Source organism: Verrucomicrobium spinosum DSM 4136 = JCM 18804 (assembly GCF_000172155.1).
Classification (GTDB): Bacteria; Verrucomicrobiota; Verrucomicrobiia; order Verrucomicrobiales; family Verrucomicrobiaceae; genus Verrucomicrobium; species Verrucomicrobium spinosum.
Window position 1 is genome coordinate 5,917,787 of the sequence record NZ_ABIZ01000001.1, and the last position, 17,159, is coordinate 5,934,945.

Annotated in this window: 8 protein-coding genes; 1 reads left to right on the plus strand and 7 read right to left on the minus strand. The window is 59.6% G+C overall.

Annotated elements, in window-relative coordinates; translation table 11 throughout:
- Positions 1 to 15 precede the first annotated feature (15 nt).
- From VSP_RS23925 to VSP_RS23945, 4 genes are all read right to left on the minus strand, one after another.
- On the minus strand, positions 16 to 2,199 hold the full coding sequence (locus VSP_RS23925; protein WP_009963877.1) for a polysaccharide biosynthesis tyrosine autokinase: 2,184 nt from the start codon (positions 2,197 to 2,199) through the stop codon (positions 16 to 18).
- A 188-nt stretch (positions 2,200 to 2,387) separates the two neighbouring features.
- Entirely contained in the window at positions 2,388 to 3,152 is a 765-nt protein-coding gene (locus tag VSP_RS23930; RefSeq protein WP_009963879.1) for a polysaccharide biosynthesis/export family protein, read from the minus strand.
- 53 nt (positions 3,153 to 3,205) lie between these two features.
- A complete protein-coding gene (locus VSP_RS23935) occupies positions 3,206 to 5,095 on the minus strand; it encodes an outer membrane beta-barrel protein (RefSeq protein WP_009963880.1) in 1,890 nt (629 codons plus the stop codon).
- 426 nt (positions 5,096 to 5,521) lie between these two features.
- Positions 5,522 to 7,354: a glycosyltransferase family 39 protein gene (locus tag VSP_RS23945; protein ID WP_009963882.1), complete on the minus strand. Its 1,833-nt coding sequence runs from the start codon at positions 7,352 to 7,354 to the stop codon at positions 5,522 to 5,524.
- 102 nt (positions 7,355 to 7,456) lie between these two features.
- Here VSP_RS23945 and VSP_RS23950 point away from each other — a divergent pair, with 102 nt between their 5' ends.
- The gene (locus tag VSP_RS23950) at positions 7,457 to 7,945 is read left to right on the plus strand and encodes a deoxycytidylate deaminase (RefSeq protein WP_009963883.1); all 489 of its coding nucleotides are present in this window, start codon (positions 7,457 to 7,459) and stop codon (positions 7,943 to 7,945) included.
- A gap of 12 nt (positions 7,946 to 7,957) precedes the next feature.
- Here VSP_RS23950 and VSP_RS37185 read toward each other — a convergent pair whose 3' ends face one another.
- The 3 genes from VSP_RS37185 to VSP_RS23965 all read right to left on the minus strand — a co-directional run bounded on the left by VSP_RS37185 (position 7,958) and on the right by VSP_RS23965 (position 17,132).
- Positions 7,958 to 8,866 (minus strand): metallophosphoesterase family protein, encoded by a 909-nt coding sequence (locus VSP_RS37185; protein ID WP_009963884.1) that lies wholly within the window; start codon positions 8,864 to 8,866, stop codon positions 7,958 to 7,960.
- Between the two features lie 66 nt (positions 8,867 to 8,932).
- Positions 8,933 to 10,555 carry an ATP-binding response regulator gene (locus tag VSP_RS23960; RefSeq protein WP_009963886.1) on the minus strand — a complete coding sequence of 541 codons (1,623 nt, stop codon included), beginning with the start codon at positions 10,553 to 10,555 and terminating at the stop codon, positions 8,933 to 8,935.
- 40 nt (positions 10,556 to 10,595) lie between these two features.
- Positions 10,596 to 17,132: a HAMP domain-containing protein gene (locus VSP_RS23965; RefSeq protein ID WP_009963887.1), complete on the minus strand. Its 6,537-nt coding sequence runs from the start codon at positions 17,130 to 17,132 to the stop codon at positions 10,596 to 10,598.
- Positions 17,133 to 17,159: the final 27 nt, after the last annotated feature.

Sequence of the window (17,159 nt, forward strand, 5' to 3'; positions counted from 1 at the left end):
GGGAGGCCTGGAATCTTAGGCGTTGCCCTTGGCTTGCCCCTTCGTGCCTCCTACCGAGTAGTAGCTGGCATAGTTGTAGTAAGTGTATTCCTTGAGATTGGAGGCAGAGCGGTTCAGGATGACGCCCCCCACATTGACCTGACGGTCATAAAGCAGGTCCATCGCCTTCGCGCTGAGACGAGCCATGGTCGAGGAGAGACGGACTACGAAAAGAACGGTGTCGAGCTTCGGAGCAAAGCTGGCCGTGTCATCTGCAACGAGCACCGGAGCGCTGTCGAAGATCACATAGTCGTACTCATCGCCCATTTCCTTGAGCACCTCTTCCGTCAGGCGGGAGAGGAACAACTCAGAGGTCTGGTCAAACACTTCACCACGTGGCAGGACGTGCAGGCCCTTTGTGCCGCTTTCCAGCACCGCATCACGCCAGTGGATGCCAGCCGTGAGAACGTTGCTGAAGCCGGGAGCCACCGGAAGCTTGAAGAGCTCATTCACCCCGCCACGACGAAGGTCACCGTCCACCAGCAGCACACGTGAGCCGCCCAAAGCCATGGTGATGGCCAGGTTAGATACCGTGGTCGTCTTGCCCTCGTTGGGCACGGCGCTGGTCACGAGAATCAGCTTGGGAGGTTTGCCATCTTTCCAGTTCTTGAAGAGGATCGACGAGCGGAGGTTACGGAAAGCTTCCGCATACAGATGGCGGTCATCAGCAGGACGAATGAGGGTCACGTCTCCACGGCTGCGCTGTTCTGGCACCTGTCCCACGATCGGTTCGTTCGGGAAGAGCGCCTGGAACTCGCTAAAGGAGTTCATGCGGTCATCCAGACGGTCGAAGAGCAGGAGGATGATGGATCCCGCGGCGAGACCAATAGCGAGAGCCACCAACAGCGGCACCACCAGTTCAAGTTTCACGGGCTGAGCATCAGCAGGAGGCTCCATGATGGCCACAAGATCCGTGGTCAGGAAATTGTTGGAGTTCACACGCGTCAGAGCCTGGTCCCACTTTTCTTTGTCCGCCTTGGTCTGCTCCACCCGGTTTTTGTGCGACTGGTGAGTGACAATCTTCGCGTTGGCCTCGCGGGCCCGGTTTTCCCAAATCTTGACCTGATCATTCAGGTTGTCGATCTTGGTCTTGATGCCGTCGATGCGACGCTGCCACTCTTCCACACTGGCATCCTTGTGAATGGAAATCAACGAACTCTGTGTCTGCAGCTTGGTATCGAGCTCTTTGACGACCGGATGCTCCGGACGGAAGGTCTTCAAGAGCTGATCACGCTCCTTCATGAAAAGGTTATAGTCCGCAAGAGCCTTGAGATATTCCTGTTCAGAACGGGAGAGGCCCGTGAAGAGCTCGGTGCCCGTGGGGATGTCCAGCTTGGCCATCGCGCCCTCCCCTGAGCCAGAAGAGGAGGTCCCGGCAGCAGGAGCACCTGTTGGGCCGGCGCCCTGGCGATCTTTGTTTTTCAGGTAATCATCCAGGCCCATCTTCTCCATCAGCTTGAGCTCAGTCTCATACACGTTGAGACTCTGCTTCAGTTGAGCCAGGTAGAGGGCGGACTGATTGCGGTCTCCTTCAAAGATCACCACGTCATTGTCCTTAAGGAAGGTCTCAAGGTCCCCCTGAGCCTCCTTCACCTTCTTCTCATTCAGCAGCACTTGCTCGACGATGCTGTTCATCACCCTGCTGCTGGAGTCTTCGATCATCTCCTTGCGGAATGCGATGTACTCCTGAAGCAAGGCCGTCGCGAATTCCTTCACGTACTTCCGCTCTCTGCCTGTGGCGATCACATTCAAAATGGAGGACCCCTTGGTCTGGACCACCCGGATATCGACATCAATCTCCGGCAATTCAGGATGCCTGGTGCGTACCATCTGCAACGCACGCTTGCGGAGCTCGGGACCGTTCAGGATTTCGATCTGGGTGCCATAGAATTCTGCCAGGTTGAAGTTCACCAGCGTGCTGGAGTTCTGCGAGGCATTCGCATTGACCATGGTGCCGGCGTGAATGCGACCGATCGTGCGGAACTCGAGAGGTTTACCCGTGATTCGCAGCGTTTGCACACAAACTGCGATGGCAGCCGTGAGGAGCAAGAACCACCAGCGGCGGCGGAGCAGGATCTTATACCGCTGGAACTTCGCCGAGGTCTCGTGAAACCGGTTGAGCGAGCTGGCGGGGTTCTGGAGGGTGTCGTAGGATTCCATACTTTGGATCTGACTGATGGATGGCAGTGGGGATTTTACCCGCCGCAAGGGCAATTAGGAAGCATTTTTTACAATGTACCTACGGCCCCTGGATTTGTGCCGATGACGTTTACGAAAAAGCTCCCGTTCCAGATATGGAAGGGAGCTGCGGTGACCTCTTTTGTAGAGAGAAAGTCCAAAATCGGGACTTAGAAATTGATGAGTTTTTCGTCAACGATGATGACATCGTTGGGACGGATCAGAATGTCTTTTTCCAAGCGTCCCTTGGTCATCACATCGTGTAGATTGATCTCGTAGGTGATGCTGTTCTGGCCTGGGCGCTTGCGGATCACCTTCACCTTCTTGGTCTTGGCAAACTGAGTGAAGCCTCCTGCGCGGAGAATGGCCTGACTGACGGTCAGCTCTTCTTCAGGGGCCAGCTCATATTTCCCCTGCCGCCCCACCTGTCCGTAGATGGTGACGTAGCCCATGTCATCCGGCACCATGTTCGGGCCGAACTTGCTGCGCACAGCCTTCTCCAAGGCGATAATGACCGTGGCTCTCTGGAAGTACTGCTCCTCAAGCTTGGACTTCATGGAAACCGCCACCTGTTTGCAGGTACGACCCGCCGCCTTCACCAATCCAATATAGGGGGCCTGGATGTCACCCGAGTCCTGCACGTCCAAGCTCAGCACTTTCTCAGGATCTTCCACGATCTTGAGGCTGATGCGGTCTCCAATCATCAGGGGCCGCACATCATCCAGCGATTGCATGGACATGATGCGAGACGCAGCCACAGAGGAGTCATCCCGGGTCGGAGCTGGAGCGGCTTCCGTGGAATTCGTCTGAGCAGGGGTAGTTCTGCGACGGCTGCTGCTGGACTGCTCCGCAGGCCGGAAGGACGGATCTTGAGCAGGAAGGTACTCGGAGGCGAACAAGACGGCAACAATGGCCACGAGTGCTTTTTTCATCATACTGGGTGTGGTGAACAGCAGTGAGACAACTACTGATTGATCGCGTTCGAGAATTAGAAGTTGTAGTTCACCGTCATAATCACCCGATTCTGGTCGAAGCTTTGCGCAGGGTCCTCAGCATCAGTGGTCCAGAAGCGGTATCCCAAGCCCAGATTAAGCTTGCGGTTCACTGCGTAATTCAGGTCCAGAGTGAACGCGTGCTGCGCATAATCACGACCTTCAAGATTGGAATCGGTGTTGCCGTAGTGGTATCCGAAGCCGAGGGTGACAGTGTTGGTCAAGCGATGGCTGAGGAAGGCATCAATGCCCCACTGTTCGGTGCTCTCCGCGAGACGACCACCGGAATCCTCAGCCTTCTCGTAGAAGGTCGCAAGGCTGATACGGCTGCCGCGCCAAGCGATGATACCCATCCCGTAGGTGATGTAGTCCGCGGTGATGAAGTTGGAAGTGGTGTTGAGGGACGACTCATGCCCGAACGAAAGCTGATGGGCGATGCGGGAGTTGAGCTGGTTGAAGAGCGTGACGTTGTAGTAGTAGTCGCTCAGGTCGTTTCCGTCGAAGGTGTGGCCGCTCTCGAAATCATCATCCGCCTGTTTCTGGATCTGCTGGGCAGCGAGGAGGTCAGAGAGCTGCTGGCGTTGTTGAGTGTAGGCTGCGGACTGGACCTTGGCTTCAGCAGGATCCGTGATGGAGGGCAAAGTGGCTGCGGCATTGGCGTCCAAAGCGGCGATTTGCGCCTGGGTCGAAGTGATGTCTGCATCACTGACGGAGCGGGTGAAGCTCGGCGGATCATCAAATTCAAACACCTGCACCCCCCCAGCGGCCTTCAGCATGGTGCTGCGGGTGATTGGCATGACGAAGAACACCCCGGCGGTGGCAGTGGTGCCATCGTTCTGGAAACTGTCTTTGTAGTTGATCCAGGAAAAGCTGCCTTCAAGACCGACCGTGAACGTGCCCGTAGGCGACCAGGCAAGTGACCCCGAGATGGAATCAATCGTGCGATCATACCGCTCATCCTCATCTTCAAGAGCGAGAGAGTCAGAATGGTTGAAGTTGATGGACAGGTTCAGCTTTGAGTTGATGGCCCAGTTCATGGCCAGACCCACGTCGTTCTGGAACACCCCAAAGATGTCGTTGTCATCCAGTGTGAACTGGTCGTTTGTGGCAGGCCGCACGGAAACGCGGTCATAGAGCACGAAAAGAATATCCCCCACCTGGATGTCGAAAGCCAGGGAAGATCCGGGCAGCACGTTCAAGTTGAACTCATTGCCATTGGCCGAGAGTTCAGGATGGTCAAAGTAGTGGTCAATCCCGATGCCCAAGGCAAGCGAGAGACGGTTGGACTCCGTAATGGGATAATTGGCGTCCACATTCAGGTACGCCCCCGCGATCATGTCGCTGATTTCATCCTTGGACGCCCGGGTAACGTTGTCGTTGTACTCAACGTTGGCCCCGAAACCGAGGCCGATGTTCACCGGACCGAGCTTGATGTTCCGCTTGCCTGCCAAAAAAGGGTCAGTGATGTAAGCAGGAGCAAAATAAGTGCTGGAAGAAGGATATGGACCGGCGGCCCCGCTGTAGTCCCCCACGTTACGACGGGAATACCCCAAGTATCCAGAGCGCGCACTGGGAGTGCCCAAGGCGCGAGAAATGTCTTCCGTACCCGCACGCTCTCCAAGAGCCCGCTCCTCCTCGATCACCGCCTCACCCGTGTACTCGCCGCGGCTGTAGTCGTAAACGCCCGAACTGGCAGTCGGAGCACTTTCATCCACCGCGCCATTGCGAAAACTGAACGCCCGGTTGCGCAGATCGTCGAAGAAAAGACCCGTCTGCGATGGTGCCACGCCGCTCTGGCCATAGGCAGCACCTCCGGCAACGGCGGAAATGACCATCGCGAGCGCAGCAAGATCTCTCGAGAATGGGGTCTTCGCTTTGAACGTCATATGGAAATAAAGAGATTTGGGGTACGAACTCGTCATGCAAGCAAAGCGGCTTCGCATTGTCGAGAGTAATTCGCGAGGAATTACAAATTTTCACGCCCTCAAATGCGCCAATTATGCCACCCGCCCGTGCAAGTTGGCCAATTTGCAGGAAAAGCTTGGAATTGAACACAAAATGAACAATTTCGGGCCTGCCGGGAAATGCTTTTTTTAACCCCCTTCGCCAAGGTCTGGCGAAGTGTCATTTCCGCCACTCAAATTCCAACTGAACCTCCCGACGCGGCGCACGAAAGCTCCGCGTGTCAGGCTCCAGATGACGGGGACGCACGCGACGTGAAAACAACTGGATCATGCTGGCCAGAATTCCTTTGGAGCGCCTCTTCATGAGAGGAGGATTGTGTTCAAAAGAACAGACCAGTCAATGCTCATTTACCTCAATTTATACAAATAATGAGTAAATTGCCCCTCTTCCTGACCCCAAAGGATGGCAATTTTTTCAAATTCCCCTCCCCGCTCGATTCGTTTGAACATTTTTTCAAATTCAGGATCGGCTATTTTCCGACTGAAACTGATGTAGAAAACGCGATTTTCCTGACGAGCGCGGGCGATGAGCGGATCCAGTTCGGAAGTCTGCTCAATAATGGCCACCCCACGGTCATAGATATCCACATCCGAGTAAGCCGCCGCGTGGAAAGCCCCGGCAGGCACGGCTTGAGCGACACCGCGGAGATCCTCCTTGCCGAGATGGTGATAGCGAAGGCCCATCCAGAGCCATCCTGTCAACACCATGGTCAGGAGGAAACCCACTGCGGCACGCTGCCAGAGGTGTCGATTGCCGAAGCTGCCTGCCGCCCCCAGCACCACGCACCACCCGGTCAGGACGTGCAAAAGATACCAGAGGTGTATGAAATTCCCCTGCCGTCCCATGGCAAGCCAGCCGCCTAAGACGGCAAGAGGCCCCGCCACAAGGATCACCCTGGCCACTCCTCCCGCCCGAACCAGGGCCACACTGCCCAAGGCAGCAAGCAACCCCACACTGCCAACACCCACCCAAATCCATGGCTGCTGAGAAAGGAAGCGTCCGAGAGCGAGGTTCACGGGATTTCCCGGATCAGAGTCCACCCACCGGACGCCAGCCACCAGACAACCTGCCAGGTCCAGCCACCATCCCAACCCCATATGGCCGTGGATGCTGACGTTGTTTTGCAAGGCCTTCAGCAACTGGGGCAACATGGGCAACAGCAACGGCACGGCAAACATCGCCCCCACCACCATGCCAAACAGAGGCCCCCAAAGCTGGCCCCAACCCTGCCGGCCTTTCCAGACACGCCAAACCCAGCCGAGCAGGAAAAGGCCGTTGAAAGCAACCAGATAGTAGAGAGTCCCGGAAAAGCTCCACAAGGCGAAGAACTGGGCCAGCCCCATGCCCACCCACCAGCGCCAGCGATTCTCCTGCCACGCCCGCAGGGCGAAATAGAGACATAATGCCACCCCCAGCATCATGAAGGCATACCCCCTGGCCTCTGATGAATAACGCACATGCCACGGATGCAGCCCCAGCAGGAGCATGCCCCACCAGCAGGCAGCGCTGCCAGGAAAAAGCCGCCGGAGCAAAATCCAAACCACCACCAAGGTGACAAGCCCTGCCACCCAGGAGGGGAAACGCAGCCCCACCTCATGCACCGTACCCACCGGGGCCCCGGTGAGCCGGAGGGCCGCCGCATGACTGAGCCGGGCCGACACGGAGAACGGCGTGGAGTTGTTCCCCACCTGGTTGAGCCAGAGGGTTTCGCCCCATGAAGGCTCCCGCCAGCGAGAGGTACCGTCAGTGCGCTGCTGAAAGTACCCGGAGAAATAACGTCTGAAGTTGTGCGCCTCGTCGTTGTAGAGGCTGAGATCCAGACGCAGCCAACGCACGGTGCCAGCCAGCACCAGGATCGTGAACAAAGCGACCCACCCGATGCGGGACAGGCGGGCGACCTTGACCGCCTGCCCTGGTCGAACGGCAGCGGCCCACCAGCGGGCCGTGGCCCCGAGACCAGTGCAGAGCACGGCATCAAGCAAGCATCCCCAATAAAGTCCCCAGTGCGCGTAGGCGATGACCCGGTCCTGCGACTTCACCTTTGCCTCGCCCTCCAGAATGTGGAGCGCATCGCGCCAGTCCTTCCCGGTGGCCAGGACCGCGATCCAGAACAAAAGAGCTGCTCCAGCGAGCATCCAAGTCAGCCAGCGGGCGGCGGAGTTTCCCCCAGGGGGGATCATTTGTGACTGGCATTCTTGGCCCGGGGCTTGCATCATCCGGCGAACCTAGCGGGCGATTCCCGTTCATCACTCAAATTATTTTTGCAGCCTTCACCCATTGCCATGTCCGACGCCTCCTCCATCCCCAACGTGACGCCGCCCCGGACGCGCATCAGCATCCCGGAGTACGCGATGGCCCTGGCCCATGTGGCGAGCCTGCGGTCTGAAGATCCTTACCGGAAGGTGGGAGCGGTGGCGTTCGACTTCGACAACCGGGTCATCGGCACGGCCTACAACGGGTTGGCACCGGGGTTCAATGCGGACCACGAATTCTGGCTGGATCGTGACATCCGGCGCAAGTTCATGCTGCATGCGGAGGTGAATCTCTGTTCCCTCTTCACCCGGGGCACCGTGAAGCTGGTGGCCTGCACCACAAAGCCCTGCACGAGTTGCGCCCAGATGCTGGCCGCCTACGGAGTAAAAGAGATCTACTATCGGGACGACTACCCGGAGTCCGAGGCAAATGCCATCTGCAAGCTATACGGCATCCAGATCCAGCAGCTCACGGACTATCCGGTCATCATCTCGCCCTTCGAAGAGGTGAAGCGATAGCCCTCCAAAGGCTCATACCCGCCATTTCAGCGTCTTCACCTCCCCATGCTGAGGGTGATTCGCATCCAGTGCGCGGAGTTCCAGCCGCAGGGCATCTGGCTGCAAAGTGGCCAGCACCCATCCGTTGGGGAACTCCTGCTTGAACACATAAGCCACAGGCGGGAGGTTGATGAAGTGCAGGCCACTCTCGTCCTCCGTGTGGCTCCATCGATGCGTGTGCCCGTAAATGCACGCCTTCACCTGCCTGCGGGGACGCAACAACTCCAAAAGGGAGGTTGAATCCAAGAGCGCATCGGTCTTGGACTCCTGGAGGGTGATGTTGTGGTGCACGACGATCACGGCGGGTCTATCAGATCGGGCGTCGAGCTCCCTGCCGAGCCAGGCGAGTTGCTCCCCGCCCAATACCCCGGGGGTGGAATTCACCTTGTCCAGACTGTCGAGCAGGAACCAATTGGCATGCGGCGTCTCCTGCACCGAAACGAAGCGACTAGGAACCGCTGGCGAGGTGGCACAATCCAGCACCTCGGTGACCGCCACCCGATCATCGTGGTTCCCCATCAGCAGGTGCACAGGCAGCTTCGCCGCCACGAGCGGCTGCAGGAGGGGTTTCAGCGTCTGATAGTCGGCCCTCATCCCCTTCAGGTGAGCGCAGTCCCCGCTGAGGATGAGGCCTGCTGGCCGTTCGGCCCGGGCAAGAACTTCCGCCACGCAGGACCTCAGGTTGGCGGCCATCGTCACGCCACGGGACACCGCCAGAGGATCCGCATCAATGTGGGTGTCCGAGAAAAGCGCCCACACGTTGTCGGCGCCAGGTGTGGCTTGGGCACCGAGGAAGCGGGAAGACCAGCCGAAGCACACGGCTGCGGCGGACTGGGCAAGAAAGCGACGACGGGAGGTGGAAGGGGCAAGCGTGACCGGCATAGGGGCCTTAACGGGAAAAGTTGGGAGTTTTCCCAGCCGATTTTGCAACACTTTCACCCGGCCAGTCTAGGACGCCCCCGCGAGTTGCGGAGAAAGGGCGACGAGGCAGCTTTCGAGCTCCGCAACGTCCACCGGCTTGGTCAGGTGATAGGCAAATCCCGCCATCTGGCTGCGCTGGAGATCCTCCGCCATGCCATAGCCACTCAAGGCGATGCCGGCAACCGTTCGAGGTTTGGCAACTTCGACGAATGGCTCCATGAGTTCGAGCCCCTGACCATCGGGCAGACCAATGTCGCTGATGAGCACATCAAAGCGATCCAACCGCATGGCATCAGACGCACCCGCCACGCTGGTGGCCAGAGTGACCTGATAGCCGCGTCTCAGGAGAAGGCGTTTCAAGCTGTTGGCCGTATCTTCATGATCCTCCACAAGCAGCAGCCGCAAGGCGGGAATCGTGTCCTTTAGCGTATGCGGTGCCACCGGTGCCTCGGGCAGGCTGGCCGCCCGGAGCGGCAGGGAGACAGTAAAAGCACTGCCCAGCTCCGCCCCACGACTGGCGGCCCGGATTGAACCGCCGTGCAGCTCCACCAGCACCCGACAAATCGCCAGCCCCAGACCGAGGCCCGTTGACCGGTCGCCATGCACCTGCTCAAAGGCATCAAAAATCTTTTCCAGCTTCCCGGGTTCTATCCCAATACCCGAGTCTTCCACCCGGATTTCCAACAGGCCACCCGTCGGATCGTTTTCAGTGGAGATTCGCACTTCTCCACCTCTACCCGTGTACTTGATGGCATTGCCCAGCAGATTGTACACGATCTGCTGGATGCGCGAGCCATCCGCCACCACCTGGGCCTGCGTGGCCTGCAGATCCGTCCGTACGACGATCTCCCTGGCACCAGCCTCGGGCTCACACACTTGCACAGTCCGTCTCACGAGGTTGTGCACATCCACATTCTCGGGATGGAGTTGCAGTTTGCCGCTGCGGATGCGCGCGACGTCCAGCAAGTCATCGATGAGCCTGGCTTCCAGCTTCACATTCCGGCGGATGGTATCCAGGAGCTCTTTCACGGAGGGGCTGCACTCATTCTCCTCCTCAATGAGGGTCACGGCGTGGATCACGGGAGAGAGAGGGGCCCGGAGCTCATGAGACAACATGGCAAGGAAGCGGTCCTTGGCCTGGTTGGCCGCCTCAGCCTCCGCCCGCGCAGCTTCCGCGCGGATGCGCTGGGCCCGATCCTCCGCACTGCGCTCCAGCTCGGCGTTTTTCACCGCCAGTTCCTGGTTCAAGCGGGCAAGCTCCGCAGACTTGCGGAAGAGCTCCACGAAAACGCTGATCTTCGAACGCAGGATCGTCGGATTGACCGGCTTCGTGATGTAGTCCACCGCCCCAGCGCCATAGCCCATGACCACATGCTCCTCTTCAAAGTAGTGCGCCGTGAGGAAGAGGATGGGAATATGCTGGGTTTTCTTGCGCTGCTTGATGAGCTGGGCCAGCTCAATGCCGCTCATGTCGGGCATCTTCACATCCATGACGATGGCCGCGCACTCGTTTTCCACCAGAGCCAGAAGCGCCTGGTTGGCAGTGGTGGCCTTCAGCAGCCGGTGTTCTGGCGAACTCAGAATGGTCTCCAGGACGAGGAGGTTCCGCTCGTCGTCATCCACCAGGAGAATGTTGATGGGATCACCCATATTCAATGCAAGAGTCGATATCAGTCAGGGGGGGGTGAAATCAGCGGTGCAGCCAGACACGCAGGAGCGAAAGCAGCTGCTCCGTATTCACCGGCTTTGCAATATAGTCACTGGCACCAGCCTCCAGGCACTTCTCCCGGTCCCCTTTCATCGCCTTTGCCGTGAGAGCGATGATGGGCAGGGTGCGGAATTCAGGGTTTTTGCGGATCTCTCGCATGGTCTGGTAGCCGTCCATCTCCGGCATCATGATATCCATCAACACCATGGAGAGGTCCGGATTCTCTTCAATCAGCTTTACGGCCTGGCGGCCGTTCGTGACGCTCAAGACCTCCATGTCATGGTTTTCCAGGAGAATGGAGAGCGCAAAAATGTTCCGGGCATCATCGTCCACCACCAGCACCTTCCGACCGTGCAACACCTCATTGGACTCATGCAGGCTGCCGATCATCTTCTGTTTTGCCTCAGGCAGGTCAGTCATCACACGATGGAGGAAGAGAGCTGTCTCATCCAGCAAACGCTCCGGAGACTGCACATCCTTCAACACCACGCTCTTGGCCACCTGACGCAGCTGTTTTTCCTCGTCCGGAGAGAGATCCTTGCCCGTATAGACTACGATGGGAACCTCCTGCAGGGTGGGCTCCTTCTGAATGGTCTCGAGCAGTTCGAATCCGCTCATGTCCGGCAGCCGGAGATCCAGCACCGCACAGTCGAAGTGCTGGTCCAGCAGGAGGCCCAGGGCCTCCTTGCCACGCCCCACGGTGACGATCTGGATGTCTCTGCCCCCAAGCAGCTCCTTGATGCTTTCGCGCTCTATCTCGTTGTCCTCCACCACAAGCAGCCGCTTCATCCGGGGCTGGGAGAAGATCTTGATGCGGTCAAAGGCCATCTCAAGATCATCCGTGGTGGCCGGCTTCACCATGTAGGAGAAGGCTCCACGGGAGAGCCCGTGACGCCGTTCTTCATCCAAGGAAATAATCTGCACCGGGATGTGCCGGGTGGTGGGATCGAGCTTGAGATTGTTCAGCACCGTCCATCCCAGCATGTCTGGAAGGAAGATGTCCAGCGTGATGGCAGTGACCTGGTACTGCCGGGCCAGTGCGAGTGCCTGCTGGCCACGCGTGGCCACCAGTCCCTTGAAGCCCCTGTCCCGGGCCAGTCCCAGCAGGACCCGCGCATAATGCACATCGTCCTCGACAATGAGCAAGACGTTGTCCCCTGGCAGAACGAGGTCCCGATCATCCACAATCTGGTCTTCATCCTGCACTCGGAATGAGGAAATGCTCAACGGACCGGTGGCACGCTTGATCATCTCCCTTCTGGGCTCGCCCTCACCACGCCCCGCGGGACCCACGTAGTCCAGAGGCAGATAGAGGGTGAAGGTGCTGCCCTCTCCTGCCACGCTGTGGAGGCGGATCTCGCCGCCCAGCAGGGTGGCGAGCTCACGGGAGATGGCCAGGCCCAGCCCGGTGCCGCCGTACTTGCGGGAGGTGCCCGCATCCGCCTGCTGGAAGGCCTCGAAAATGAGGCGCTGCTTCTCGGGAACGATGCCAATGCCCGTGTCCTTGATCGCGATGCTCATGACACTCGGCACCCGACTGAGCACCGGATGATCCGGGCTCCACCCCTCCGAAGCGAGCCCCACCTTCAGATTCACACTCCCCTGGGAGGTGAACTTGAACGCGTTGGAGAGCAGGTTCTTCACGATCTGCTGGAGACGTTTGGGGTCCGTGCTGAAGTGGCGGGGCAGCCCCGGATCAAAGTCCAGCTTGAAGGGCAGGTTCTTGTTCTCAGCGATGTGGCGGAAGTTGCGCTCCACGGAATCCCGCAGGGTGGCAAAAGTAATTTCCTCAGCTTCCACCGAGACTGTCCCCGATTCGATCTTGGAGAGGTCCAGGATGTCGTTGATGAGGTTGAGCAGATCCGAGCCTGCAGAGTGGATGTTGCGGGCAAAATCCACCTGCCGGGTGCTGAGATTGCCTGCACTGTTCTCGGCGAGTTGCTGCCCGAGGATGAGAATGGAGTTGAGCGGCGTGCGCAACTCGTGGGACATGTTGGCCAGGAACTCGGACTTGTACTTGGAAGTAAGGGCCAGCTCGGCGGCCTTGTCCTCCAGTGCGCGTCGGGCCTGCTCGATCTCGCGGTTCTTGCGCTCTACTTCGGCATTCTGCTCCGCCAATTCCTGTGCCTTCTGCTCCAGTTCTTCATTTGTCTGCTGGAGTTCGTTCTGGCCAGACTGGAGTTCAGCGGTGAGCTGCTGGCTCTGCTGGAGGAGCCCCTCGGTGCGCATGGTGGCCTCGATCGTGTTCAACACCACCCCGATGGACTGGGTGAGCTGCTCGAGGAAGTTCAGATGCGCTGCGGTGAAGCGGTGCAGAGACGCCAGTTCAATCACAGCTTTCGTCTCCCCCTCAAACAACACGGGCAGCACCACAATGTTGGCCGGAAGAGCCTGCCCGAGGCTGGAACGCACATTCGAATAATGCGCCGGCACTTCCGCGAGCAGGATGTGCTGCTGCTCCAGAGCGCACTGGCCCACCAGCCCCTCGCCCAGTTCGAGCCGCTCACTTTGCCCCTTGGGCGTGGCAAAGCCTGCCAGCAGGCGGAGGGAGCGGTCCGCATCCCCGGTCATCTGGTAAATGGTCCCCTGGTGCGCGGAAACAAGCGGAGCGAGCTCAGAAAGCAGCATCTGGCCCACCGTGAAGAGATCCCGCTGGCCTTGAAGCATGCGGGTGAACTTGGCCACGTTGGTCTTCAGCCAGTCCTGCTCCTGGTTGCGCTCGGTGGTCTCGCGCAGGTTGTTGATCATCGTGTTGATGTTGTCCTTGAGCTGGGCCACCTCGCCGCGCGTCTCCACCTGGATGGAGCGGGTGAGGTCCCCTTTGGTCACAGCCGTCGCCACCTCGGCGATGGCCCGGACCTGGGTGGTCAAGTTCGCCGCCAGCAGGTTCACGTTGCCGGTAAGATCCTTCCACGTCCCGGCCGCACCCGGCACGTTGGCCTGACCGCCCAACCGGCCTTCCACCCCCACTTCACGGGCCACGTTGGTCACCTGATCGGCAAAGGTGGCGAGGGTGTCCGTCATATTGTTGATCGTCTCCGCCAGCGCGGCCACTTCCCCTTTGGCCTGCACCGTCAGCTTCTGGCGCAGGTTGCCATCAGCCACTGCCGTCACCACTTTCACAATCCCGCGCACCTGGTCGGTCAGGTTTGCCGCCATCACGTTCACGGAGTCGGTCAGGTCCTTCCAAGTACCCGCCACACCCGGCACGCGGGCCTGGCCGCCCAGCTTCCCCTCCGTACCCACTTCACGGGCCACGCGCGTCACTTCTGCGGCAAAGGCGTTGAGCTGGTCCACCATCGTGTTGATGGTGTTCTTGAGTTCGAGGATCTCACCCTTCACGTCCACCGTGATCTTCCGGGAAAGGTCTCCGCGCGCCACCGCCGTGGTCACTTCCGCAATGTTGCGCACCTGCGCCGTCAGGTTGCCACCCATGGCGTTCACGGAGTCGGTCAAGTCCTTCCACGTCCCCGCCACGCCCGGCACCACGGCCTGTACGCCCAGCCGCCCTTCCGTGCCCACCTCACGGGCCACACGCGTCACTTCCGAGGCAAAGGAGCGGAGCTGCTCCACCATGGTGTTGATGGTTTCCTTGAGCTGGAGGATCTCTCCACGCACGTCCACGGTGATCTTGCGGGAGAGGTCTCCGTTGGCCACAGCGATGGTCACCTCGGCAATGTTGCGCACCTGGCCAGTGAGGTTGGAGGCCATGGAGTTCACGTTGTCCGTCAGATCCTTCCATGTACCGGCCACCCCGGGCACTTCAGCCTGGCCGCCCAGCTTCCCTTCCGTGCCCACTTCACGCGCCACTCGGGTCACTTCCGAAGCGAAAGCGCTCAACTGGTCCACCATCGTGTTCATGGTTTCCTTGAGCTGGAGGATCTCCCCTTGCACATCCACCGTGATCTTGCTGGAAAGGTCCCCCTTTGCGATGGCCGTGGCCACGTCGGCAATGTTGCGCACCTGGGCCGTCAGGTTGGACGCCATCGAGTTCACGTTGTCCGTCAGATCCTTCCATGTCCCGGCCACCCCGGGCACCTGCGCCTGGCCGCCCAGCTTCCCTTCTGTGCCCACCTCGCGGGCCACACGGCTCACCTCGGCGGCGAAGGCGTTGAGCTGATCCACCATCGTGTTGATGGTTTCCTTGAGTTCGAGGATCTCACCCCGCACATCCACCGTGATCTTCTTGGAAAGGTCCCCGTTGGCCACGGCGATGGTCACCTCGGCAATGTTGCGCACCTGGGCCGTCAGGTTGGACGCCATCGAGTTCACGTTGTCCGTCAGGTCCTTCCATGTCCCGGCCACGCCTGGCACCTGGGCCTGGCCGCCCAGCTTCCCTTCCGTACCCACCTCACGGGCCACGCGGCTCACCTCAGAGGCAAAGGCATTGAGCTGGTCCACCATGGTGTTGATGGTGTCCTTGAGTTCGAGGATCTCACCCTTCACGTCCACCGTGATCTTCCGGGAAAGGTCCCCACGGGCCACCGCAGTGGTCACACCGGCGATGTTACGCACCTGGGCCGTCAGGTTGTTGGCCATGGAGTTCACGTTGTCCGTAAGATCCTTCCACGTCCCCGCCACCCCCTGCACGTCAGCCTGGCCGCCCAGCTTCCCTTCCGTGCCCACCTCACGGGCGACACGCGTCACTTCCGAGGCGAACCCGTTGAGCTGGTCCACCATCGTGTTCATGGTCTCTTTCAGCTCCAGGATCTCCCCTTTCACGTCCACCGTGATCTTGCGGGAAAGATCCCCGCGGGCGATGGCGGTGGCCACATCCGCGATGTTTCGCACCTGCGCCGTCAGGTTGGACGCCATGGAGTTCACGTTGTCCGTCAGATCCTTCCACGTCCCAGCCACGCCACGCGCCTGGGCCTGACCGCCCAGCTTCCCCTCCGTACCCACCTCACGGGCTACACGTGTCACTTCCGAGGCGAACCCGTTGAGCTGGTCCACCATCGTATTGATGGTGTTCTTGAGTTCGAGGATCTCCCCTTTCACGTCCACCGTGATCTTCTTGGAAAGGTCCCCGTTGGCCACGGCTGTGGCCACATCGGCAATGTTACGCACCTGCGCCGTCAGGTTGGAGGCCATCGAGTTCACGTTGTCCGTCAGATCCTTCCACGTGCCCGCCACGCCTCCCACTTCCGCCTGGCCGCCCAGTTCCCCTTCCGTGCCCACTTCACGGGCCACGCGGCTCACTTCCGAGGCAAAGGAGTTGAGCCGGTCCACCATGGTATTGATGGTGTTCTTGAGTTCGAGGATCTCACCCTTCACGTCCACCGTGATCTTGCGCGAAAGGTCACCGAAAGCGATGGCCGTGGCCACATCGGCAATGTTGCGCACCTGCGCCGTCAGGTTGTTGGCCATGAAGTTCACGTTGTCCGTCAGATCCTTCCATGTGCCCGCCACACCGCTCACCTCCGCCTGACCGCCCAGCTTGCCCTCGGTCCCCACTTCGCGGGCCACACGCGTCACTTCGGCGGCAAAGGCGTTGAGCTGGTCCACCATGGTGTTGATGGTTTCTTTGAGCTCCAGGATCTCACCCTTCACGTCCACCGTGATCTTGCGCGAAAGGTCCCCACGAGCCACTGCAGTGGTCACGGCGGCAATGTTGCGAACCTGCGCCGTGAGGTTGGACGCCATGGCGTTCACGGAGTCAGTAAGATCCTTCCAGGTGCCTGCCACACCGGGCACCACCGCCTGCCCACCCAGTCGGCCCTCGGTTCCCACTTCACGGGCCACTCGCGTCACCTCAGAGGCGAAGGAGCGAAGCTGCTCCACCATCGTGTTGATCCCCTCCTTGAGCTGAAGAATTTCCCCACGTACGTCCACGGTAATTTTCTTAGAAAGGTCCCCATTGGCCACAGCCAGGGTCACATCCACAATGTTGCGCACCTGGGCGGTCAGGTTGCCGGCCATCTGGTTCACACTCTCCGTGAGGTCTCGCCAGACCCCGGACACCCCCTTCACCTGGGCCTGACCACCCAGCTTGCCCTCGGTACCCACCTCTCGGGCCACACGCGTCACTTCTGAGGTGAAAACTGAGAGCTGATCGATCATGCGGTTCACCAGCTGGGCAGAGTGCAGGAACTCGCCCTCCAGTCCCCGACCGTCGGCCTCCAGCGCCATGGACTGGCTGAGGTCGCCCTTGGCCACGGCACCAATGGTGCGGGTCACCTCCGTTGTGGGACGCACCAGATCGTCCATCAAGTCATTGAGGGCATCCACCTCCTCTGCCCACTCCCCGATCAGACCCGGCACGCGCAAACGTTGATTGAGTTTGCCCTCCTTCCCCACCACCCGACGGATTCGGGCTGTTTCCTTGACCCGTCGCTCGTTGATTCCCAGGATCTCATTAAACGCATCCGCCAGTTTTCCCTGAATGCCTGTCCACCCTGAAGGCAGGCGTTTTGAGAAGTCTCCGCTGCGCAAGGCCAGCATGGAGTTCAGAATTTCGATGAGGTACTCATCTCCGTGGCTGGAGACTCCAACAGGCTCGGTTGAGGCGGCGGACTTCATGGGCACACTTGCGGCAGCGGATGAGAG